This window comes from Bifidobacterium catenulatum DSM 16992 = JCM 1194 = LMG 11043, from assembly GCF_001025195.1.
Classification (GTDB): domain Bacteria; phylum Actinomycetota; class Actinomycetes; order Actinomycetales; family Bifidobacteriaceae; genus Bifidobacterium; species Bifidobacterium catenulatum.
In genome coordinates this window covers 542,633-567,100 of record NZ_AP012325.1, presented here as the reverse complement: position 1 = coordinate 567,100, position 24,468 = coordinate 542,633, and the positions used below count along the sequence as shown (strand labels likewise).

19 protein-coding genes are annotated in these 24,468 nt (G+C 55.9%); 2 read left to right on the top strand and 17 right to left on the bottom strand.

Going from position 1 to position 24,468, the window contains the following annotated elements; translation table 11 throughout:
- Positions 1-15: 15 nt before the first annotated feature.
- Together BBCT_RS02375 and BBCT_RS02370 are read right to left on the bottom strand one after the other, a co-directional pair.
- A complete protein-coding gene (locus tag BBCT_RS02375) occupies positions 16-1,443 on the bottom strand; it encodes an ABC transporter substrate-binding protein (RefSeq protein WP_003836343.1) in 1,428 nt (475 codons plus the stop codon).
- A 199-nt stretch (positions 1,444-1,642) separates the two neighbouring features.
- Positions 1,643-3,001, bottom strand: a complete 1,359-nt coding sequence (locus tag BBCT_RS02370) for an ABC transporter substrate-binding protein (RefSeq protein ID WP_003836341.1) — start codon at positions 2,999-3,001, stop codon at positions 1,643-1,645.
- 277 nt (positions 3,002-3,278) lie between these two features.
- On the opposite strand from BBCT_RS02370, the gene BBCT_RS02365 reads away from it, so the two are divergent.
- Positions 3,279-4,838: an alpha-N-arabinofuranosidase gene (locus tag BBCT_RS02365; RefSeq protein WP_003836340.1), complete on the top strand. Its 1,560-nt coding sequence runs from the start codon at positions 3,279-3,281 to the stop codon at positions 4,836-4,838.
- Positions 4,839-4,936: 98 nt separating this feature from the next.
- On the opposite strand, the gene BBCT_RS02360 is transcribed toward BBCT_RS02365, so the two are convergent.
- The 3 genes from BBCT_RS02360 to BBCT_RS02350 are packed head-to-tail and all read right to left on the bottom strand — an operon-like array spanning position 4,937 to position 9,037.
- Positions 4,937-7,006, bottom strand: coding sequence for a beta-galactosidase (locus BBCT_RS02360; RefSeq protein WP_033513179.1), 2,070 nt, complete (start codon positions 7,004-7,006; stop codon positions 4,937-4,939).
- Positions 7,007-7,044: 38 nt separating this feature from the next.
- Entirely contained in the window at positions 7,045-8,049 is a 1,005-nt protein-coding gene (locus BBCT_RS02355) for a carbohydrate ABC transporter permease (RefSeq protein ID WP_034248206.1), read from the bottom strand.
- 58 nt (positions 8,050-8,107) lie between these two features.
- Positions 8,108-9,037, bottom strand: a complete 930-nt coding sequence (locus tag BBCT_RS02350; protein ID WP_404841917.1) for a carbohydrate ABC transporter permease — start codon at positions 9,035-9,037, stop codon at positions 8,108-8,110.
- Between the two features lie 236 nt (positions 9,038-9,273).
- On the opposite strand from BBCT_RS02350, the gene BBCT_RS02345 reads away from it, so the two are divergent.
- Positions 9,274-10,281, top strand: coding sequence for a LacI family DNA-binding transcriptional regulator (locus BBCT_RS02345; RefSeq protein WP_003835762.1), 1,008 nt, complete (start codon positions 9,274-9,276; stop codon positions 10,279-10,281).
- A gap of 132 nt (positions 10,282-10,413) precedes the next feature.
- Here the strand turns inward: BBCT_RS02345 and sstT are convergent, their stop codons facing one another.
- From sstT to ftsE, 12 genes are all read right to left on the bottom strand, one after another.
- Positions 10,414-11,706 (bottom strand): serine/threonine transporter SstT, encoded by a 1,293-nt coding sequence (gene sstT, locus BBCT_RS02340; RefSeq protein WP_033512383.1) that lies wholly within the window; start codon positions 11,704-11,706, stop codon positions 10,414-10,416.
- A gap of 212 nt (positions 11,707-11,918) precedes the next feature.
- Complete coding sequence (locus BBCT_RS02335; protein WP_003835764.1) at positions 11,919-12,671, bottom strand: pseudouridine synthase; 753 nt, start codon at positions 12,669-12,671, stop codon at positions 11,919-11,921.
- A gap of 11 nt (positions 12,672-12,682) precedes the next feature.
- Positions 12,683-14,575 (bottom strand): glutamine--fructose-6-phosphate transaminase (isomerizing), encoded by a 1,893-nt coding sequence (glmS, locus tag BBCT_RS02330; protein WP_033500942.1) that lies wholly within the window; start codon positions 14,573-14,575, stop codon positions 12,683-12,685.
- A gap of 193 nt (positions 14,576-14,768) precedes the next feature.
- Positions 14,769-15,563, bottom strand: a complete 795-nt coding sequence (locus tag BBCT_RS02325) for an amino acid ABC transporter ATP-binding protein (RefSeq protein ID WP_003835744.1) — start codon at positions 15,561-15,563, stop codon at positions 14,769-14,771.
- Between the two features lie 12 nt (positions 15,564-15,575).
- Positions 15,576-16,559, bottom strand: coding sequence for an amino acid ABC transporter permease (locus BBCT_RS02320; RefSeq protein ID WP_003835743.1), 984 nt, complete (start codon positions 16,557-16,559; stop codon positions 15,576-15,578).
- A 45-nt stretch (positions 16,560-16,604) separates the two neighbouring features.
- Complete coding sequence (locus tag BBCT_RS02315) at positions 16,605-17,534, bottom strand: ABC transporter substrate-binding protein (RefSeq protein ID WP_033512435.1); 930 nt, start codon at positions 17,532-17,534, stop codon at positions 16,605-16,607.
- Between the two features lie 290 nt (positions 17,535-17,824).
- Positions 17,825-18,766 carry an ABC transporter substrate-binding protein gene (locus BBCT_RS02310; protein ID WP_033512384.1) on the bottom strand — a complete coding sequence of 314 codons (942 nt, stop codon included), beginning with the start codon at positions 18,764-18,766 and terminating at the stop codon, positions 17,825-17,827.
- A gap of 244 nt (positions 18,767-19,010) precedes the next feature.
- Complete coding sequence (locus BBCT_RS02305) at positions 19,011-19,958, bottom strand: ABC transporter substrate-binding protein (RefSeq protein WP_003835736.1); 948 nt, start codon at positions 19,956-19,958, stop codon at positions 19,011-19,013.
- 132 nt (positions 19,959-20,090) lie between these two features.
- A complete protein-coding gene (gene smpB, locus BBCT_RS02300) occupies positions 20,091-20,570 on the bottom strand; it encodes an SsrA-binding protein SmpB (protein WP_003835733.1) in 480 nt (159 codons plus the stop codon).
- 143 nt (positions 20,571-20,713) lie between these two features.
- Positions 20,714-22,102, bottom strand: coding sequence for a CHAP domain-containing protein (locus BBCT_RS02295; protein ID WP_003835731.1), 1,389 nt, complete (start codon positions 22,100-22,102; stop codon positions 20,714-20,716).
- Between the two features lie 93 nt (positions 22,103-22,195).
- Positions 22,196-23,119 carry a permease-like cell division protein FtsX gene (ftsX, locus tag BBCT_RS02290; protein ID WP_003835729.1) on the bottom strand — a complete coding sequence of 308 codons (924 nt, stop codon included), beginning with the start codon at positions 23,117-23,119 and terminating at the stop codon, positions 22,196-22,198.
- Entirely contained in the window at positions 23,119-24,420 is a 1,302-nt protein-coding gene (gene ftsE, locus BBCT_RS02285; RefSeq protein ID WP_003835727.1) for a cell division ATP-binding protein FtsE, read from the bottom strand. The genes ftsX and ftsE overlap by 1 nt, the downstream gene beginning before the upstream one ends.
- Between the last annotated feature and the right edge of the window lie 48 nt (positions 24,421-24,468).

The window sequence follows — 24,468 nt, the reverse complement described above, 5'->3', positions numbered from 1 at the left end:
GCAAATAATTAATATTTATTGAATAGTAAAGCCCTGATTGGTTCCATATTCCTTCAGATCCTTCTGCCAAAGCGCGATACCGCTTTTCAATGTAAGTCGATCTGCGGAATCGGTTTCCTTCAACGCGTCACCGATGGCGGATTTGTCGGACACTTTGCCGCCGGCCGCGATGATGTTCAACCGGTCCTGCTCCTTACACAAGAGACTCGACCATTTGTAGGCTTTGCCCACGGTGGAGCGGAAGTCACTTCGCGCATACACTTCGAATGGCAGATACTGGTAGCCGGTCGAAACGTTTTCCGCAGCTTCGGAAAGCACGCGATTGTATTCCTGACCGCCGAAATACGGTATTTCAATGCCACGCTCGTCGGTCACGGTGGTTTTGTGCAGGAATTCCGGATCAGACAACGTGTTGTTGTCGGCGGGGAATGCGCCGCCATCCACGCGGGCTTTGATGCCTTCCGCTTTATGGCATGCGTATTCAATGAAACGATATGACGCTTCGGGTTTACGAGAACGTTGTAGCACGGCCAGCGCGGATCCGCCGTTTTCCGACGTGGTGGCGCTGCCATCTGGTGTCGGCATCTGTGCCACACGCCATAATCCCGCAGTTCCAGGAAGGTTCGACATAAGTAGCGACGGCAACCATGCGCCGGAGAACATGGAGGCGATCTTCCCCTCTCCTACGGCTTCCTTCCATCCATCGGACCATGCGGTCAGACTCGTGTCCACCAATCCTTCGTTGATCATTTTCTGCCAGAATTCGGTGAAGGTTCTCGTACCCTCATCGCCGGTGAGGTTGATGGTCACGTTTTTGCCGTCGTTGGAGGTAGAGAAGGGGCGTCCTCCGGCAAGCCAGATCATCGTGTCGTAGAAGCTGGCGTCTCCAGAATCGGCCGCGATGTACACGCCGATCTCCTTGAGCTTTTTGGCGGCCTCGTAATAGGCGTCCCACGTGCGAATTTTGGACGCGTCAACGCCGACCTGGTCGAACACGCTTTTGTTGTAGAAGAACGCCATTGGGCCGGAATCCATGGGCAGGCCGTACACGCGGCCGTTCAGCTGCACCGAAGCCCATGTGCCGGGCGTGTAGAAATCGCCATAGTCTTTCGTGCGCCCGGTGATCGCCATCAGCTGGCTGCTTACCGCATACTGGCGCAATGCATAGTATTCCAATTGCACCACGTCGGGAATGCCGTAGCCGTCTTGAATGGCGTTGTTGAGATTGTCATAGCCGCTTGTGTTCTTCCAAATAACGTGGATGTCGGGATTTTCCTTTTCGAAACCGGCGATGACTTGCTTCATGCTCGGCTCCCACGACCACACGGTGATTTCGGTGCGGGAATCGACGTTGGCTCCGCAAGCGGCCGCACTGACTGCCATAATGGCCGCACAGCAGATGGCGATGATTCGTTTCACCAGTTTCAAGCCGATTCCTCCCATTTGGTGTTCCCACACGAGAACGTGCGTACAGGCATACGCATTTGAGTGTACGTCAGTCACCCGAAAGCCAGCGTACAATCCTCCAATCTCTTCGATTCAGCTACGCAATCCACTGATAGCTCAAAAAAGCGTCCGCCGATTGACAATCCCTCAATCCACAGACGCTCATATTTACCGATTCCACTATGGAATCATGCAGCTACTTCACGGTGTAGCCCTGCTGAGATGCATAATCCTTGATATTCTTTTCCCAAGCCTGAACACCTTCAGCAAGGGTGACGGACTTGTCGGTATATGCACCACCGGCATCATCGCTATATACGCCACGCGCATAAACCTCGAACGGCAGGAACTTGTAGCCAGTCGAAACATTGGCCGCAGCCTTGGCGAGCTCCTCATTGAACTTCTGACCACCGAAGTATTCGTGCGCATTGCCATCGGAATCAGTCAGAGAGGTCATGTTCAGGAAGTCATCAGAAGCGAGAGTGTCGTTATCGGCAGGGAATGCGCCGCCATCGACGCGAGTCTTGATGCCTTCGGCATTGTGGCACGCATATTCAGCGAACTTGTATGCAGCTTCGGCCTTGGCCTTGTCATCCGTCTTGACCATCGCAAGCGAAGAACCACCGTTCTCGGAATTGGTTTCAGATCCATCCGGAGTCGGCATCTGAGCAACACGCCACTTCCCCTCACCGTCAGGAGCACCGGAAAGCAAGTTGTACGGCATCCAAGCACCGGTCAGCAGCGAAGCGATAGAGCCGTCATTCAAACTCTTGTTCCAATCATCACTCCAGCCTGCGGTCTTGGTATCAATAAGATCATCATCAATCATCTTCTGCCAGAAATCAACAAAAGTCTTGACCTTGGAATCATTGCTGAGGTTGATGGTGACGGACTGTCCATCGGAACCAGTGGAGAACGGCGTCGCACCCGCCAGCCATGTCATGGAATCGAAGAAGCCAGCATCACCAGAATCGGACGTAATGTAGGACCCTGTTGCGCGAACCTTCTTGGCAGCATCGTAGAACTCATCCCACGTCCTCACCCGAGTCGGATCGACCCCGGCCTTATCAAACACATCCTTGTTATAGAACCATGCCATCGGTCCGGAATCCATCGGCAGTGCATACACACCGCCATTAAGTTTCACAGAAGCCCACGTGCCCGGCGTATAGAAATCCGAGAACTTGCCCGCACCAAACTGACTCAGGTCTTCAATCTCTCCACGAACCTGATATTCGGGAAGTGCATAATACTCAATCTGCACCAAATCTGGCGCACCTTTACCTGCAGAAAGCGCATTGTTCAAAGCCGTGTATTCGGTGCTGTTCGTGCCGGCATTGGTCACCTTAACAGTGATGTCCGGATTGGCCTTTTCAAAATCCTTCACGGTACGCGGCAAAGTGGAATCCCAAGACCATACCGTAATTTCAGTCTTACCACCCTCTGTCACCCCCGAAGAACTCGAATTCGAGGAACTTCCGCAGGCTGCGACACTAGTCAGCATCGCAGCAGCAGCAACCAGAGCGATTGTTTTCTTGGATGCAGTGAACTTCATCGTTCTTCCTTCCTTTAAACATGGCCGACCTCCTACATCGACCAACATTATCGGCTATGAATCATTCATTGACCCTTCCGACAATCATGAGGATAACACAAAAGTTATGTTTACGCAAACAAATATGCAAATCGTTGATTTTCCAGTATTTCTTTAGTTACCTAGCATATTTTGTTTAGCTACGCAAACACGATATGATTGCATACTAGACGATGCATATCCGTCGAAGCTCGCGCAACGCGGACATTTCATCAGACCACTCATCGAAAGGAACGGCATGACTTCCGGAACCAGCACAATCACAGTGCAAAAAAACAGCGCAATTGCCGATATACCACCCCGCATTTTCGGATCATTTGTAGAACATCTTGGACGTTGTGTCTACGGAGGCATTTATGAGCCAAGTCACCCCACAGCCGACGAAAACGGATTCCGCCAAGACGTCATCAATCTAGTCAAAGAACTTGGTGTGACCTGCGTGCGTTACCCCGGCGGCAATTTCGTCTCTGCCTACAATTGGGAGGATGGCACAGGGCCACGGGGGCAACGCCCAATACGACGAGATCTCGCATGGCACAGCACCGAAACCAATGAAGTCGGTATCGACGATTTCTACCGATGGAGCAAGAAGACCGGTACCGAAATCATGCTTGCCGTCAATATGGGCACCCGAGGATTGAAGGCCGCGCTGGAAGAGTTGGAATACGTCAACGGAGCGCCCGGCACCGAGCTTGCCGATCGCCGCGTACGTAACGGAATCACCGAACCAATGGACATCAAAATGTGGTGCATCGGCAATGAAATGGATGGCCCTTGGCAGGTGGGACATATGAGCCCTGACGAGTATGCCGCAGCCGTGGACCGAGTCGCACACGCCATGAAACTCGCGGAATCAGGCTTGGAACTCGTGGCCTGCGGCTCCTCCAGCGCCCATATGCCAACGTTTGGATCCTGGGAACGCAGCGTGCTTACCAAAGCATACGACAATCTCGATTTCGTCTCCTGCCATGCCTACTACTACGAACGTGGAGCAAAATCGTTGCAAGATTATCTGGCAAGTTCACAAGACATGCAAACGTTCATCTCCACCGTGGCGGCATGTGCAGACGAAGCCAAAAATGCCCACACAGGCGATCATGATATAGCACTGTCATTTGATGAGTGGGGCGTCTGGTATTCCGACGTCTGGAATCAGCAGGAAGCTGAATGGAAAGCCCAATCAGGCAAGGATCTTCATCATGAGTCATGGCCGAAAGCACCGCGTCTGCTCGAAGATATCTACAATGCAGCCGATGCAGTGGTAGAAGGGTCGCTGATGATCACTCTGCTTAAGCACTGCGACCGAGTGCGTTCTGCCTCGCGCGCGCAGTTGGTCAATGTGATTGCGCCAATCATGGCCGAAAAGAACGGTCCCGCATGGCGTCAAACTGTCTTCTATCCGTTTGCCGAAGCCGCACAACACGCCCATGGCATTGCCTACAGTCCAGTCATCGACTCTCCCAACGTAGAGACTGAATCTTTCGGCTTGGTCAATGCCCTTGATTCAGTAATCACTTGGGACGAAACGAATCATTCCGGTCTTCTGCTTATGGTGAATCGCGACGCATCCGACGCACATAAGGTTACGGCTTCTCTGTCTCAACTGCCGTATTTCGACATATCCGACTTCCATATAGACAAGGCCATTATTCTGCATGACGACAATCCATATCAGCGTAATTCCGCAGACGACCCAACCGCAGTGACACCCCAAGAGCTTCATGCAACAATCGACAATGGATCAGTTCACTGCACTTTGCCAGCAATCAGTTGGGCTGCAGTGGAATTCCACGCCTAGTTTTTATTCGAATAGGATAAATTAAATGGGTGTCGGCAGATTGACAATCATCAACCTGCCGACACCCATAATGTTGCGATTATTTGCTTGCTGTCCGCTTACTGCTTAGTGACGATCACGCCGTTTGGTTTGATCGAAATGGTTTCGCCACTCACTTCAGCGAACGAGGAGACCACGACTTCGCCTTCCACCGGAACCCGGACCGTCTCATGCGTGCGGTTGAACGAGAACACGAACCTCGAACCGTCCGCGCCTTCACGTTCGACGCGCAGCACTCGGCCGTCGTTTCCGCCCGTTTCGGCCATGCCGAGCGAATCAAGGATTTCCGGCAGGCTCAACGCGATGCCGTCCCGCCCGAGGCGCGCGCCCACGTACACGCTACGGCCTTCGCCGAATGTGTGCGCGACGATCGCCGGAGCGCCGTCCATGCCGGTCCACGGATCGTCCTTGAACGTTTCCAGCACGGTGGCCGTCCCGTCGACCGAACCGATCACGTCGGCGATATCGTGCGCGACCGCGCCGTTCGACAGACCGAGACGGCTCGGCACGCCCGGGAAATCGTCGCCCATGGGCATGAATTCCTCCACGCGCACGCCGACCACGTCACGGATCGATCCTGGAAAGCCGCCGAGCCACACGTGGTCCTTCTCGTCGGACAGTCCTGTGTAGTACGTGACGATCAGCCTGCCGCCGTTCACCACATAATCGCGCACGCGGCGGGTGGTCTCCTCCGACAGGATGTACACGCTCGGCAATACGACCACCTCGTACTCGTCCCAGTTCGAACTAACCGGAACGACATCGGCGGTCACGCCATGGTCGGCCAATGCGCGGAACCATTGCAGTGGCTCGTCCACGTGGTGGACCTTCTGGGTCGGCGTGGCGGTGTGTTCGGTGGCCCACTCGGATTCGTAGTCGAACACCACGGCGACCTTGGACTTCGCCAGCTTCGTGCCAAGCAGTCCATTGTCGGCCAGCGTGTTCAGATCCGCGCCCAACTCGCACACGTCACGGAACACGGCCGAGTCTTCACCGGCGTGGGGCACCATCGCGGAATGGAACTTCTCCGCGCCGGCCTTGGACTGGCGCCACTGGAAGTAGCACACCGCGTCCGCGCCCATGGCCACATGCGCCAGGGAGTCGCGCACCAGCTGGCCCGGCTCCTTGCGGTAGTTGACCGGACGCCAGTTCACCGCCGACGTGGAATGCTCCATCAGGAACCACGGATCCTTGCGCGCGATGCCGTCGACCAGGCTCGCAGAGAACGCGAGCTCGTCCAGATGGGCCTCGCCCGGAATGAAGTAATGGTCGTTCGACACGAAATCGACCTCACGGCCCCAATCGTCGTAGTCCAGTACCGAACCGGCGGCGGACACCATGAAGTTCGTGGTCAACGGCAGGTCCGGAGTGATCTCGGCAAGCGCGTCGCGCTCGGCGACATAGAACGCCTTCAGCGCGTCGGAGCTGAAACGCTTGAAGTCAAGCAGCTTGCCCGGGTTCATGAAGTTGCCGTCGCCGATGAAACGCGGAGGCACGATTTCCGTGAAGTCGTTCATGCGCTGTGCCCAGAACGCCGTGCCCCACGCGTCGTTCACCGCGTCGATGGTGCCGTAGCGTTCCTCGCACCACTTTCGGAACGCGCGTTCGGCGTCCTCGGAATAGTCGAAGCGGTTGTGGCAGCCGTACTCGTTGCTCACATGCCATGCGACCACGTACGGGTTGCCTTTGTAATGCTCGGCCATCGCACGGCACAGCTTCAGCGCGTACTCGCGGAACACCGGACTGGTCGGCCTCCAATGCTGGCGGGCGCCCGGCTGGCACACGTCGCCGCGGTAGTCCTTCCACAGCACCTCGGGATGCGCCTGGGTGAGCCACATCGGCGGCGACGCGGTGGCGGACGCCAAGTCCACTGCGATACCGGCCTCGCCCAGCTTGTTGATGATGCGGTCGAGCCAGTCGAAATCGTACACGCCCTCGCTCGTCTCGATCTTCGCCCACGAGAAGATGCCCACGGACACGAGGTTCACGCCAGCCTTCTTCATCAGACGAACGTCATCGTCCCACACCTCTTCCGGCCACTGGTCGGGATTGTAGTCCCCGCCGTACCAGATGCGGGCTTGCTGCCCAGCCAACGGCTGCGGCCAACGATAGGATCTACGTTGAGTCATATCCACTCCTTTGTTTTTCGTCAACTATCCTAACAAATTCATTCCTTGACCGCGCCTGCGGCAAGGCCGGACTGCCAGTACTTCTGCAGGCACAGGAACGCGATGACCAGCGGGATGATCGTGATCAACGAGCCCGTGATCACCAGGTTCTGGATCGCCTGGCCGCCAGCGGTGCTCGCCTGGTCCTTCCACTGGTTCAGGCCGATCGTCAACGGATACCAGTTCGAATCCTTCAGCATGATCAACGGCAGGAAATAGTTGTTCCACGTCGCCACGATCGTGAACAGGGCCGTCGTGACGATGCCCGGAGCCAACAGCGGCAGGGACACCTGGAAGAACGTGCGGAACTCCGAAGCCCCATCGACTCGTGCGGCCTCGAGCAATTCCGTCGGAACCGCCTGCTCGGAGAAGATCCACATCAGATACAAGCCGAACGGGCTGATCAACGATGGAATGATCATGGCCCACGGCGTGTTCGTCAGGCTGAGCTTGGCGAACAGCAGGAACTGCGGGACCGCCAACGCGATGCCCGGCACGCTGATCGCGCCGATGATGACCGCGAACACGGCCTTGCGGCCCGGGAAACGAAACTTCGCCAGCGCGTAGCCGCCCATGATGGCCAGCAGCGTCGCGCCGCCGGCGCCCACGACCACGTACAGGAGCGTGTTGAGCAGCCAGCGCCCGAAGATGCCGTCCTGGTAGGTGAACACGGTCACGATGTTGTCCCACAGGGCGAACGTGTGGCCGAAACCCAGCCCGAACGTCGAAGTGAAGTCGGCCTGCGTCTTCGTGGCGTTGACCAGCAGGTACACGAACGGGAACAGGCAGTACACCGCGAAGATCGCGCATACCAAGGTCAGCAGCTTGCTGCGCCTCGGGTTCGACACGTTCGCGAAACCGGACTTCGCCGCGCGTTTGCGTTCCGCCTTCTCATCCATTTCCACGCGCTTCAAGCGCGCCCTCTCGGCCTTCTTCGCGGCCCGTTCCTGCTCTTTAAGCCCTTGGGGAGTCATATACCCCGTCGACATCGCAGCATCGCTCATGATTGTTACGCTCCTTGAAAAATCCATGTCCCATGCGGATGACGTACGCCCCAAGGCGTTACTTCATCTGCTCCTTCATGCTGTTGAGCTGCACCGCGTACGCGATCGCCATCGTGATCACGGCCATCGTGATCGCCAGGGCAGCGGCGTAGTTCGACTGGCTGCCCGCGAAGGACAGGTTGTACGCGTACATGTTCGGCGTGTAATACGTGGTGATCGAGTTGCCCGGCACCATGTTCTGCAGGATGCTCGGCTCGTTGAACAGCTGGAACGAGCCGATGATCGAGAAGATCACCGTGATCGCGAGCGATCCCTTCAATTCGGGCAGCTTGATGGACTTGATGATCTGCCATTCGCTCGCGCCGTCAATGCTGGCGGCCTCGTACAGCGAGTGCGGGATCGTGGACAGCGAGCTGTAGAAGATCAACATGTTGTAGCCGGTGAACTCCCAGGTCACGATGTTGCCGATCGCGGCGAGCAGCACGTTCGGGCTCAGCACGTCGAGGTTCGTGCCCAGCCAGTCGTTCAGGGAGCCGACCAGACCGTATTTCGCGCCGTACATGAAGCCCCACACCAAGGTCGACACCACGGCCGGCACCGCGTACGGCAGGAACGTGGTGATGCGGAAGAACTTCGCGCCGTGCAGCTTCATGGAATCCAAGGCCAAAGCCATCGCCGCCGACAGGAACAGCATGATGGGAACCTGCACCATGGTGAACAGGGCCACGCGCCATACCGAACCCCAGAACTGCGGATCATGGAACAGACGAATGTAATTGCTGATCCCCACGAACCTCGTGCCGCCGATCATCTGCTTCTGGAAGAAGCTGATGTAGACCGCGTACAGGATCGGGATCACGAACACGAACACGAACACCAACGCGAACGGCCACATAAACTTCCAACCACGCCAATCCGCCTTGTGTTTATTGACACGCACGGTTGCCGAATGCAGTGGCATATTGGCAACAACTTCCGTCGCTGACATCATTCCTCTCCTTCGAGGCAATACCATTTCACAGGGCAATTTACACCCCCGTAAAACAGCTCCTTCCAAATGTTTGCGTTATCATAATAACACTATATTCCAAAAGTGTCTACTTTTCGCACATTCTAGACCACATATTCACTGCATCGAACAAATTGCATGGTGACGAAAACAATACAGAAGTAATCATGTAAAGTTAAGCACAGTACGCATTTTCGTTCGGAAGGTAGATACACATGGCACGCAACTCAGTCTCGTTGCAAGACGTCGCTAGGGAAGCAGGGGTTTCACCGCAGACCGTTTCCCGAGTGGCTAATGGGAGCGATGCCGTACGCCCAGCGACGAAACTTAAGGTCGAGGCAGCCATGGAGCATCTCGGATACAGGCCGAATTATGCGGCACGTGCTTTGAAAAGCGGACATTTCAACAATGTTGGTGTACTGCTTTCGCATATGTCGGCCTACGGGAACTCACGTATCCTCGAAGGCATCACTACAGCGGCCGCGAATAGCGGCTATTCCATCACCATTCGCCCCTTGGATAACCTGCAGGATCAGTCACTCGCCGGCGCACTGAAACTTGTGGAAGGCCTCCCCCTCGATGGTGCAATCGTGATTATGGAACGCGATTTCACCGACTTCAACCAGTTCAAGCCATCCGACAACCTACCGGTAGTGCTTATTTGCGAGGAACCGGCAAACCACTGCCCTACCATCGATTCGGACTCGTATGGTTGCGCCACTGCAGCCGTGGACTTTTTCCTGTCGAAGGGGCATAAAACTGTGTACCACATCGCAGGCCCCACCGTTTCACGCGCAGCACAGAGCCGCATCAGAGGGTGGCGCGACGCATTAGCGCAAGTCGGCATTCCCACACCACCCATGTATTACGGCGACTGGGAAGCAGATAGCGGCTACCAAGCCGGATTGGCCTTGGCCCACGAAAAGGATTGCACCGCAATTTTCGCAGGCAACGATCAAATGGCATACGGTGCCATGCTTGGCCTGAGGACAGCCGGAAAGCGCGTTCCCGAAGATGTCAGCATCATCGGTGTGGACGATTCACTCCGCGGCGTTGTGCCCCGTCTTGAACTGACCACCGTACGGCTCAAGCTCAGAACTGTGGGAAAAGAGGCTTTTTCCATGATCGAGCAACAATGCAATGGCAAAAAAGTGCCTTCTGGAATCAAGAAACTTATCACCCCCGAATTCATCGACCGCGGATCCGTGGCGAAACTCGACTAATCGCAATATCTCGCGACTTTAATCAACGCAATCAATCAAATCAGCCAATACGAAAAAGGCGTCTCTCCAGCGTGGGTGAACCGCGTGGGAGGACGCCTTCTAGATTGAACGAAAAACCGAAATCGGGCGAAATCAGGCTTCGATGCCGAGCTTCCTGCGTTCCTTCTTGGAATACATGAACGCAGGAAGCTGACGGCCCTGCTTGAGCCAAGCATGATATTCGGCGGTCGCCGCAAACTCCACATCGGAAGCGGAATTCAGGCAGGTCTCCACAGAATCCTGAATAACGCCAATGATGAAGCCGACACCCACCACCTGCATGGCGATGTCGTTGCTGATGCCGAACAGCGAGCAAGCCATCGGAATAAGCAGCAGCGAACCGCCGGCCACGCCGGAAGCGCCACATGCACCGAGCGCCGACACCACAGACAGCAGAATGGCGGCCGGCAGCGAAATCTGAATGCCCATCGTATTGGCAGCAGCCATGGCCATGATGGTGATGGTGATGGCTGCACCGTTCATGTTGATGGTTGCGCCCAGCGGAATGGACACGGAATACATGTCTTTATCAAGACCAAGCTTCTCGCACAGCTGCATGTTGACCGGAATATTCGCCGCGGAGGAACGGGTGAAGAATGCGGTCAGGCCGGATTCCTTGAAGCAACGGTACACCAGCGGATACGGGTTGCGATGCAGGTACAGGAAAATGACCAGCGGGCCGAACACGAGCACCATCAGCAGCATGGTGCCGACGAGCAGGAGCAGGAGGCTACCGTACTCGGTGAAGGCCGCCAAGCCGTTTTCGGAAACGCTGGTGAACACCAAGCCCATAATGCCGAACGGGGCGAGATTGATGACCCAACGAATCACCTGAGACACGCCATCGGCCACATTGGCGAGGAACGCCTTGGAGCTTTCATTGGCAATACCCTTCATGGCAAGACCGAACAGACAAGCCCACATCAGAATGCAGATGTAGTTGCCGTCGATCATTGCCTGAATCGGATTGGCCACAATATTGGTCAGCAACGTCTGCACAACCTCACTCAAGCCCTGCGGCACCACATCGGCGTCAGCGGCATCGCCCAACGATATGGTCTGCGGGAACGTGCGAGACGTCAGCACCGCCACGACGGCGGACAGAAACGTGGTGAACAGATACAGGAAAAGCACCGTGCCAAAACGGCCGTCAAGCTTGGAATTACCTTGAGCCAAAGCGCTTGCCACCAGCACAAACACCAGAATCGGAGCGACGGCCTTCAATGCGCTTACGAACAGGGTGCCGAATTCGCCGATCCACGTCATATGCGGGACGACCAATGCCAGTGCGGTGCCCGCGATAAGACCGACGATAATGCGGATAATCAGTGATACGCCGTTATATTTGTCGGCAACGCCACGAAGCGCTTTCGAAATATGGTTCATATTCTCTCTCGTTCTTTCCAGCTGGCTTGCCTTTGCCAGCCAGCACAACAAGAGCACATCCTAATCACGCTCGATAACACGAAATGTAAAATGTCCAATTATAGGGACGCGCAACTTCAACACGCCATAGCGATGCGATCAAATATCAGTACAGCGATGAACAGTTTATATATCTTTATTCATCGAGCCATGTCTGCTGATCAGACTGTTAATCAGCCAAGCGGCACTTTCGAAACGAACGTACGAGGCTCTCCCGTCACCGGATCGTCGAAATGTAATTCACGAGCCACTAATTCCAACGGTTGCGAGAAATCATCGTAAGAATGCTGCACAATATTCGGATAGAAATCATCGCCCAAAATCGGCAATCCCAACGAATTCATATGCACACGCAACTGATGCGTTTTACCGGTTTTCGGGTGCAGCACATAATTCACATATGCTTTGCCATCGATGCAACGTACCGTGTTCCCCCGCTCAATCAACGTTTGCGCATTGACGATTTCCGGAATTTCGTACGCCTGAAGTCGCCCGCGATCCTTGCAAATATGCGATGCTCGGATTGCCGGAAATGGTTGATGCCTGTCGATTCTTACGATTGTTCCGTATTGCGGATGCTGTTCGGGGGCAAGTGGCGCCAAACATTCATAGGTTTTGATGGTTTTGCGATTCTGGAACAACATTTGGTAAGCGCCACGCAATTCCGGTTTGCGCACAAATACGACGATACCTGCGGTAAGTCGGTCCAAACGGTGCGCGGGAACAATATCAGGTTCGCCATACTGTTCCCGAAGTCGGATCAACGCGGTTTCACGATACCACATGCCGCGCGGTGTGGTGGCGAGAAAATGCGGTTTGTCAACCACGATAATCGCATCGTTCTCGTAAAGAACCTCACATTCGAACGGAATGTGAGGTTCTTCAAGAACGTAACGATGCCTCTTCTGCTGACTCTGTTGACGCATCGTATGAACGGTTACTCCACGGTGACGGACTTGGCAAGATTACGAGGCTTGTCAACGTCGTAATTCTTCAGCTTGGCCATGTCCATGGCGAATAGCTGCAGCGGCACCACGTCCACCAGCGGACTCATCAGCGTTGGGCAGGCCGGACGCCAGAACACCACGTCCGCGTAGCGTTCAACATCGGGATCGTTCTCTTCGGCCACGGCGATAATGTACGCGCCACGGGCCTTGACCTCTTCGATACCGGAAATAACCTTGGCGTGCAGCACATTGCGGCCACGTGCCGGCGGCACGATGAACACTACCGGTTCGCCTTCGTCCACCAATGCGATCGGACCGTGCTTGAGTTCGCCGGCCGCGAAACCTTCGGTGAAGGTGTAGGCGATTTCCTTCAATTTCAACGCGCCTTCCATCGCGACCGGGTAGCCGACATGACGCCCCAGGAACAGGAAGGACTTCGCATCGACCATCTGCGCGGCAGCATCATGCACGGTCTTGGTCTGCGTGTCGAGAATCCACTGGATCTTGCGAGGCATGTCTTTGAGGGAATCCAACGTCTGCGCGATTTCGTCGCGGAACATTGCACCCTTGACCTGCGCCAAATACAAGCCAAGCACGTAAGCGGCAGTAATCTGCGCCACGAACGCCTTGGTGGAGGCGACCGCCACTTCCGGACCAGCGTGCGTGTACAGCACCGCGTCGGATTCACGCGGAATGGACGCGCCCTGCGTGTTGCAGATGGCCAGCACCTTCGAACCCTGCTCGCGCGCATGACGCAATGCCATCAGCGTATCCATGGTTTCACCGGACTGCGAAATGGCCACCACCAACGTGCGCGGGGTGAGAATCGGATCACGATAGCGGAATTCGTGGGCAAGCTCCACTTCCACCGGAATACGCACCCAATGCTCGATGGCGTACTTGGCCACCATGCCCGCATAGGCGGCGGTACCGCAGGCGATAACGATAATCTTGTCGATCGCCTTGAAATCATGCTCGTCGATGCGAACCTCGTCAAGATTGAGATTGCCGTCCTTGCCGAGACGTCCCAACAGCGTGCGCTGTACCGCCGCCGGCCCTTCGTGGATCTCCTTGTTCATGAAGGAGTCCCAACCGCCCTTTTCGGCCGCGGAAGCATCCCAATCCACGGTGTAGGTCTTCGGATCGGCCACGATGTTGCCCATGAAATCAGACACCACGACCTTGTCGGCGGACACCATCACGGCCTGATCCTGATCGATTTCCATGGCACGCTTCGTGTAGGCCACGAACGCGGCCACATCGGAACCGAGAAAATTCTCACCTTCGCCAAGACCAACCACCAGCGGCGAATCATGGCGGGCGCCGACCACGATACCCGGCTGACGGCAGTCGGTGGCGAGAATCGTGAATGCGCCTTCTAGCATGCGCGCCAGGCGTCGCACGGCCTTGAACAAGTCGGGCTTGCCGGTTTCCTCAACGATTTTCTCACTGATTTTGCCCAGTAGTTTCGCCGCAACCTCCGTATCGGTTTCCGATGAGAAACGGTAACCTTCCGTCTGCAGATCAAGACGAAGCTGAGAGGCGTTTTCGATGATGCCATTATGAATGATGGCGACCTTGCCGTCTTGCGAGGTATGAGGATGCGCGTTGATGTCGTTCGGCACGCCGTTGGTGGCCCAACGGGTATGGCCGATGCCCACGGTGGCCATCGGCATCGGTTTGCGTTCCACGTCTTCGATCAGGTTGGCGAGGCGACCCGCCTTCTTGCGCACTTCCACATGGTCCATGCCGGGCGCGGTCAGCGCCACACCGGCCGAATCATACCCGCGGTATTCCAAACGCTGTAGGCCTTGGAGGCACACCTCCAACGGCTTGCCGCACGCGGTTTCCACATTTCCTGCATATCCTACGATTCCACACATAACACCCCAGCTTATCGGGTAATGGTGTCATTTTCGAAACGAAACCGTCCCATCGCACCGAACCTTTGATATATGGACACAAAAATCCCCATGCTGACAGTTTTCAACATGGGGATTTTCTTCAGCTCTTCCCTTAATCGCAATTCTCGCGACGAAGAGATGTCTGATCCTTAACGATTATGCTTACGGCGATTTACAGCACGTGCTGCAGGAAGTCCTTGAATCGTGGTTCCTGCGGATTGTCGATGATTTCAGGACCGCCCTGTTCCACAACAACACCGCCGTCCATGAATACGATCTGATCGGCGACTTCGCGCGCGAAGCCTATTTCGTGGGTGACAACCACCATGGTCATGCCTTCTTTCGCCAAAGACAGCATGACGTTCAGCACTTCGCCCACCAATTCCGGATCGAGTGCTGAAGTCGGCTCGTCGAACAGCATGATTTCCGGCTTCATGGCGAGCGCACGGGCGATAGCCACACGCTGCTGCTGGCCTCCGGAAAGCTGTGCCGGATAGTGGTCGAGGCGATCGCCCATGCCCACGCGGTTCAGCTCTTCGATGGCAAGCTTGCGGGCTTCCTTTTTATCCATGTGCTTGACATGGATCGGCGCTTCCATCACATTTTCGAGAGCCGTCATGTGCGGGAACAGGTTGAACCTCTGGAACACCATGCCCAGTTTGGAACGCTGCTCGGCCACTTCCTTGTCGTTCAGGGTCTGCAGCACCTGCTTGCCGTCCTTGTCGACATACTTGTAGCCGATCATTTCACCGTCGACGTCGATTTCGCCGCCGGTCAGCGTTTCCAACTGGTTGATCAGGCGCAGGAACGTGGATTTTCCGGAACCGGAAGGTCCCAGAATCACCGTCACCGAGCCGGGCATAACCGTCATATCGACGCCCTTGAGCACATGCAGGCTACCGAAAGCCTTATGCACCTGCGTGGCCTTCACTGCGGGAACAACACCGTTGGTGGTTGGTTCAGTCATTGCTCACTCCCCTCACGCGGTCATGCCCGCGAACGTTGCCTCGTTCTGCTTGGTGATATCGTCTTTCGGTTCGCCTTCGGTTTTGCCCGGCAGCGGCGGCTGCTTGCCGCGCGCGCCGGCCGGTCGTGCATCGAAGCCCTTGCCGAAATGCTTCTCCAGGCGAGACTGCAGCACCATCAGAATGGAGGTGATCACCAAATACCAGATGCAGGCCACGATCAGCAGCGGAATCGGCTTGTACAGTCGGGTTGCGATTGCGGTGGTGGCGAACTGCAGTTCCAGCGTGAACGGCACGGCGTTGACCAGCGACGTGGTCTTCAACATGCCGATGAACTCGTTGCCGGTCGGCGGAATGATGATGCGCATGGCCTGAGGAAGCACCACGCGACGCATAATCATGGAGCGCTTCATACCCAGCGCCTTGGCCGCTTCAGTCTGACCCGGATCGACGGCTTCAAGACCCGCACGCACGATTTCAGCCAGATATGCCGCTTCGTTCAGTGCGAGACCAAGCCATGCCGCGTTGAACGCGGTAATGACGGACTGCGAGTCAATGCTCCAGAATTCAATGGAAGTGAACGGAATGCCCACGCCGATGCGAGGCACCAACACGGCGAACAGACCCCAGAACACCAGCTGCGTATACACAGGAGTGCCACGGAAGAACCAAATGTAGAACCAGCTCACACCACGTAGCACCGGATTGATGGACTTGCGCATCACGGCCAGAATCACTGCCAGAATAATGGCGATGACCATGGAGATGACCGTCAGCAGCAACGTGTATTTGATGCCTTCGAGCACATTCTCGTTGAACAGGTACTTCCAGACCACATTCCATTCGAAACGCGGATTGGTAATCAGGCCCTGCAGCAGCATGGCGGCGAGCAGAGCGACGATGACCGCCGCCACAATCGGGCCCGTACGCTTAACCGGCAGCGCCTTGATGCGATTCGGAATATCGAGGCCATCGCCGTCGATCTGTTTCTTCGCCATGATGCTTCAGTTCCTTCGTTGTTGATGTAAATAGTGGGGATGAGATCAGTCGAGATCGGTCGGGTTGATCTCAGCCTTGTCAAGAGCGCCGGATTCCACGCCCCAATGCTTGAGGATCTTCATATACGTGCCATCGTCCATCAGCTTCTGTACGGCCTTCTGCACGGCTTCAGCAAGCTGGGTGTTGCCCTTCTTAACAGCGATGCCCTGCTTGGCCACGCCTTCAACGTCGCCCAAGGCTTCAAGCTGTCCGTCGGTCTGGGAGATGGCATAGCCAGCGACCGGCGAATCGGCATAGAACGCATCAGCCTTGCCCGTAGCCACTGCGGTGGCCGCTTCGGCCTGACGCTTGTACGACATCACCTCGGCCTTGTTATCGGCCTCGCATCCTTTGGCGATGGTGTTGGCTTCCTCTTCCTGCACGGTGCCGGTCTGCACCGCGATCTTCGCGCCACACATGTCGGAAGTGTCAAGCTTCTTCGGATTGCCCTTCTGCACGGCCCACGTGGAACCTGCACGGTAGTAGCTCACGAAATCCACGGACTGCATACGCTCTTCGGTGATGGTCATGGCGGTAATGCCCAGATCATACTTGGAGCCAATGGAAGGAATGATGGTGTCGAACATGGAAGACACGATGTTCGGCTTCAAACCAAGCGTCTTTGCGATGGCCTTGGTCATATCGATATCATAGCCGACCGGAGTCTTGCCGTCTTCGGCATAGAATTCAGCCGGAGCGTACGAAAGCTCCATACCGGCGGAAAGCTCGCCGTCCTTCACCAGATCGCCGGACGGAACCAGCTTGGCCAGCTCGTCATCCTTTTCAATGGTGCTGACATCGTAACCGGTGGTAGTGTTCGACGAATCCGACGAATCACCGGATTTGGACGCATCGGAGGTGCCGCAAGCGGCAGTGGAAAACAACATCGCCGCGCTCAGCGCAAGCGCCACAACGGACTTGATCTTCAAAGACATGATACGCATATCCTTCTTCTTATCTCTTCATTGCCATACCGAAAATCTCAACGCCATTCGGTTGCAGAGAACCTCAGTATCTCAAATAGGCACGATAAGAGCGCAATGCTACATGTACGTTACGTTGCGCAAAACTTACGTACCAGCCAAGAATCGCGCAATGTAGCTCCGTCAAATCACGGAAGATCCATATACGAAAAACGGAAGACACGCGGATTTGGTCCGCATGCCTTCCGTCATATCGGCATCACAGTATCGCCGTGTGCGATGTCTGCCTTGCGTTTGATCGTTCAGCCGAGGTCGGTCGGATTGATTTCGGCTTTGTCGATCGCTCCGGCCTCCACGCCCCAATGCTTGAGGATCTTCATATACGTGCCGTCATCCATAAGCTTCTGCAGTGCGGCCTGCACCGCCTTGGCGGTATCGGAATCGCCTTTCTTAATTGCCACGGCCTCCTTGGTCACGCCGACATCCTCGCCGAGGGCTTCTAGCGTATCTTCGGTTTGTGCGATGGCATAGCCGGCGACCGGCGAATCGGCATAGAATACGTCGGCCTTGCCCGTCGCCACGTTCGTGGTCACATCGGTCTGCAGCTTATTCGACAGAATCTGCACTTCGGACTTGCCGTCGGCCTTGCATTGTTTGGCGTCCGCGTTGACTTCCTCTTCCTGCGTGGTGCCCGTCTGCACCGCGATCTTCAAGCCGCACAGGTCGGAAGCATCGACCTTGTTCGGATTGCCCTTCTTCACCACCCACGTGGAACCGGCCTTGAACATGCTCACGAAATCGACGGCTTCCATACGCTCGGGCGTGATGGTGAACGACGAAATGCCGATATCATACTTGGTGCCGATCGACGGAATGATCGAATCGAAGTTCGACGTTTGCGGCACCGCCTCAAGACCGAACATGTTGGCGAGCGCCTTCGCGATATCGACATCGAAACCGATCGGGGTCTTGCCGTCCTCCGCAAGGAATTCGGCAGGAGCGTACGACGTGTCCATGCCGACGGTGAGCTTGCCGTCCTTGGTGACTGATTCCGGCAGCATCGCGGCTATATCGTCATCCTTCGTCACGCCGGAAACGTCATAACCGGTGGTGTTCGACGACGACTCAGAATCACCGGAAGCCGTGGAATCGGATTTTTCCGATGTGCCGCACGCACCCAACGAAACGATCATGGCGGCGCTTAGCGCAAAAACGGCGAGTTTCCTCAGATTATTGAAAGCCATCGCGAATCCTCTCTTCATTCCCAACCGCATGAATACGGCCGAACCGAAGTTCTGCGGGCACCATAGAAAACGATTGCTACGGCCACGTTAATAGCACGCAAACTCTATTCGATATGCCTTTTTTCCTTACGAAAAAGCGGGTTTTGCCATATCACAATATGATCAAAACCCGCTTTGTTCCCGGCACGTTGCCAGCTAGGCGATCCTTGAAACCGTCTGATCCGCGGACGGTTCAATCATGGAATCATTCGGCGCCCGGCGTATTGATTTCCGACGTTTCGATGGCACCGTCCTCGACACCCCAATACTTGAGGATCTTCAGATACGTACCGTCGTCGATGAGCTTCTGCACGGCCTTCTGCACGGCCTCATCCATCTGGCTATCGCCTTTTTTGATGACGATGCCTTCCGGGGCGACGCCTTCGACCTTGCCCAACGTTTCCAGCTGTCCATCGGTCTGCGCGATGGCATAGCCCGCAACCGGCGAATCGGCATAGAACACGTCAGCCTTGCCGGTGACAACGTTCGTGGTCACATCGGTCTGCAGCTTGCTGGAGATCACTTCAAGCTTATCCTTGCCGTCGGCCTCGCATTGCTTGGCCATCTTGTTCGCTTCGGTCTCCTGCATGGTTGCAGTCTGCACGGTCACCTTCTTGCCGCACAGATCGGACGTGTCGATCTTGTTCGGATTGCCTTTCTTCACGGCCCATGCCGATCCGGCATCGAAATGGCTTACGAAATCAACCGCTTCCAAACGTTCCTTGGTCACGGTGAACGACGAAATGCCGATATCGTATTTGGATCCGACCGATGGAATGATCGAATCGAAATTCGCGGTTTCCGGATCCGCCTCAAGGCCGAACACCTGCGCCAAAGCCTTGGCGATGTCGACATCGAAGCCGACCGGGGTCTTGCCGTCCTCCGCAAGGAATTCGGCAGGAGCGTACGACGTGTCCATACCGATGGTGAGCTTGCCGTCCTTCGTCACATAGTCAGGCAACAGTTTGGCAATGTCATCGTCTTTCTGCACCGACGAAACGTCATACCCCGTCAGCTCGCTCGATTTCGAACCGCTATCGGACGAAGCCGCATCGTCGCTTCCGTCACTGGTGCCGCATGCCGCTCCAGCAAACAGCATCGCAACGCTCAGCGCACACGCGGCAGCCGTCTTCAGACTTTTCTTCGCTTCCATATCCTTTTCTCCTATGTCTCGCTCGGTCTATTCGACCGAATCCGAACCATACACTAGAGAGGGCAAGCTACAAAAAGATTACGACCACCGCTTTATGTCAGTATGTGAAACCGGAAATTTTCCGGTTTCGACTTATCGCACTTGCTTGTTGGCATAGCGCATGGCACGCAACGCCTCACGCTTGTCTTGTTCCTCGCGCAACGCCTGACGCTTGTCGAATTCCTTCTTGCCTCGGGCCAACGCGATTTCCGCCTTGACACGGCCATCCTTGAAATACAGGCTCAGCGGAATGATGGTGAAACCTTTGGCTTGGCTTTGACGTGCCAGCTTGTCGATCTGCGCCGCATGAAGCAGCAGCTTACGCTTGCGCTTAGGGGCATGATTGTTCCACGTACCATTGAGATATTCAGGAATGTTGGCTCCCTCAAGCCACATTTCACCGCGACGGTCGATGGTGATGAACGATTCGGCCAGCGATGCGCGTCCCTCACGAAGCGACTTCACCTCAGTGCCGGTCAACACCAGACCGGCTTCATACTTGTCTTCGATGGCGTAATCATGGCGTGCCTTCTTGTTCTGCGCAATCGGCTTCATACCTTGTTCCTTGGCCATGTCGGACCTCCTTTCCGGTTCTTCGAAGAAGTGTTCTGCAACGCAACAATCGACAATATCACGGGAGCGCGCCGCCCAACGATTCAGGCGGCGCGCTCCCGTGACACAACGTTCAATGAAAAACTCAAACGCTCCTTGATGGATCAGTGCACATACCAGAACTGGGACGCGTTGTATAGCGTGCGATACGACACGTTGTAGGGACCGCCGGACGCGTTCATCTCGGAAATGGTGATAGTGCTTCCGTTCACCGCTTCCACAACGGCCACATGACCGTAGAAACCATCTGCTCCAGCCTGCCCGGGAAGGAAGGAGAGAGCCGCGCCCACCTGCGGATTATGGTCCACTCGCAGACCGTACGAGGAAGCGGTTAGATACCACTGACCACCGTTACCCAAGTACGAGGGGGTTCCGATGCCCATCTGTCTACGACGTTCGTACGCCCACCACGTGCACTGGCCGGCCACGTAGGCATTGCCGTAATCGCCATTGGAGGTTCCCTGACCGGAATTGTTATTGATGCTCGGCGCGGGAGCAGGCGTAGGCGTAGGAGCAGGCGTAGGCGTAGGCGTCACATTGTTGCCGCCATTATTGGTATTGTTGTTGCCTGGCTGAGTCTGCCCTTGATTGCCACCATTGTTTTGATTGGCTGCGGCGGCCTGCTCGGCTGCATACTGGCGATTGAAGGAATCGACCTGTGACTGCAATATAACCGTTTGCGCCGCTTGCTTGGCCACGCTGCTGTTCAGCTGCGACTGCTGGCTTTCCAATTCGGCACGGCGGGTTTCGCCTTCTGCACGCAACTGGTCAAGCGAGTCGCGCTGGGTCTGTGCGGAAGCGGCAGCTTGCTGTGCGGAAGCGGCTTTCGCGTCCGCTGTGGTTTTCAGATTGGCGATCTGCTTTTCGATGGCGGCAAGACGCTCGCTGCGGTTCATTGACGTGTTTAACGTATTCGCCGCATCGCTGGCCGCATTGGCTTCGGTACGGCTCAACGCATCACGAGACTGCATGGAATTAATAAACTCCTGCGTACTCGTGGAACCTGTCACCACGCTCATCACAGTGGATGCATCGGAACCATGCAGGTCTTCACGAGCCATCTGCGCCACGGCCGCATGCGCGTCGTCGTAGTCCTTGCCCGTCTGCTCAATCTGCTCTTCGAGGTTTTCCTTATCTTTCTTCGCGGCCTCCAAACGGGAAGCGGCAGCCTCTGCCTCGCTTTGCGCCGAAGCGGCAGCGGCATTGGCCTCATCGACCTCAGCCTGGGCCGCCGGAATCTTCGTATTCGTCAATTCGTCCAGTTCAACGATCTTGTTTGCCAGATCGGACTTCACACCAGAAAGCTGCGAACGCAACTGCGCTTCACGCTGTGCGCTGTCGGACTTCCGATTCTGCGCGTTCACCAGATTGCTATACGTATTAGCATGCGCCTGCGGAACAGCAGGCGAGAACGGGGCGATCGCCATCGTGGCGCACATAGCCCCCGTTGCAAACACCGCAGCGGCCGGCTTGAGAGCTTTTTTGCTTATCATTCGGTCACTTGCCTCCCATCATTGTTCCACACCATAGCATCTCATGCTTAAAATCCGCGACACGTAATGCCACTTGCCATTAAGTAATACTTATCAGGCCTTCAGATATCTATGCAGCGATACCGTGGATGCAATCACGGACAGCAATACCGCTCCAAGAACCAGAATCGGCGAAATCCAAAGCACTGTCATCTGATTCACATACGGAATCCATTTTACGGAAGTCGCAAGCCAATCAGTGACGAACACCTTGACCAATACCGAAAGCGTGGCGCAAGACAGCAGCGAACCCACCAACGACGCGATCGCACCTTCCAGAATGAACGGCAATCGAATCGTCCAGTTCGAAGCACCCACCAAACGCATGATTTCCGTTTCGGTTTTGCGAGACGCCGCAGACATACGAATCGTGGTACCGGTCAGCATAATGGCAACAACCACCATCACCGCGGCCAATGCGGCGGTCGCAATGGTGGCGCGGTTCAGTACTGCGAAAACCGGCTCGAAAATCTGCCGTTGGTCACTGACGGTATCGACACCTTCCTTGCCGGAAAGCACTTCGGAAACCACCTGGTATTTTTCAGGATTCTTGAGTTTGAGCCACAATGAATCCTGCATGTCATCGGCAGTGAGCGTACGCCCCTGATATTCGCCGTTCGGATATTGCTTAAGGAAGGTGTCGTTATAGAAATCTTCCTTGCTGACGAAGGTGATCTGCGAAACATCATCGGCAAGCTCGTTGCGGATGGTTTGCTGCAAGTCATTTATCTGTGCCTGTGTCGCGGCGGTTCCTGCGGTGCAGTTCACGGATTGGCTGGTGCCGTCGGGGCACATCCACACCACCACTTCGACCTTGGAATACCAATCGCCTTTGGCTTTGGTGATCTGTGCCTGGGTAAGCACCGACGCTCCGATGAAAAGGAATGAGATGAAGGTAACGAGCATCACCGAAAGCAGCATGGGCACGTTGCGCTTGAGGCTGCTCCAGGTTTCGGAAAGAATGAAACGCAAACGCATCAGTCGTTCTCCTTGTTTTCGGACGTTTCATGCTGTTCGGCGGATTGTTCTGCGCAGTTCGCCGCTCCATCGTCGGTCACTGCAGGAACGGCAGGAGGTGCCGGAGGCGCTGGCGGCGCGGGAGGCATCGGCGGTGCCGGAGGCGTAGGAACCGTTGGCTCAGCCGGCTGTTCGTTTTCATCCGCGTTGCCTGATTCGACGCTCGTTTCAGACGAAACGATAGTGGTATCGGCATTGGATTCGCTCTGGGAACGTGCAGACGAATCAGCTTGTTCCGGCTCTGCAAGCTCCTCGAGCTTCAGGCCCTTGCCCCAGGTCAACGTGGTCTCCACCGAGGCGAACGCCTCTCCGTAACGGCCGGTGCGACCGGAATGCACGGAATTGGCAAGTCGCGCAATGCCCGCATCTCCATTGCCATCGTGGATGGCCGCAGCCACGGCATCAACCGCATTCGCCGCGGTTTCGGCTCGCGTCGCACCTTCCACATCCACCGTTCCTTCGGAAGCATCGGACACGTCCAAACCTCTTGGCGCGCGGTATTTCACGTCGACATCGCCACCATTCAGCGCCTGATGCGATTTGGATTCCACTTCGGCATCCGGGAAGTACAGTGCGGAATCGTAGGATCCCTGCTGCTCATCACGCACGATTTTGCCGGTATGCAGTTCGACCACGCGCTTGCGCATGGAGTTGACGATTTCCTCATTATGCGTGGCCATGACGACGGTGGTGCCGGTGCGGTTGATGGCGTCCAACACTTCCATAATGCCCAACGATGTGGTCGGATCAAGGTTTCCGGTAGGCTCGTCGGCCAGCAGAATCTGTGGATGGTTCACATACGCTCGCGCGATGGCCACACGCTGCGCCTCACCGCCGGAAAGCTCATGCGGATAGCTGTCCTCCTTACCGGTAAGCCCAACCGTCTGCAGAACTTTCGGCACCAACGATTTGATGGTGGAACGGCTTGTGCCGATCACTTCAAGTGCGAACGCCACATTCTCCCACACCGTTTTGTTGTTCAACAGCTTGTAATCCTGAAAGATGAAGCCGATGGAACGACGATAATGCGGCACCTGCCGTGCGGACAGGCGTCGCAAATCGTTGCCTGCGACGCGGATCTCGCCGTCCGTGGCCTCCTCTTCACGCAGCAACAGGCTCAGCAATGTGGTTTTGCCGGAACCTGATGCGCCCACGAGGAACACGAAATCCCCTCGATTGATGTCGAGATTGATGTCATCCAACGCAGGCCTAGTGCCTTTCGGATACACCTTGCTCACATGTTCAAGCGAAATCAGCGCCATCGTCGTACCCCTCCACTATGTGCTGTTCTGATTACGGGAATCGCGGCT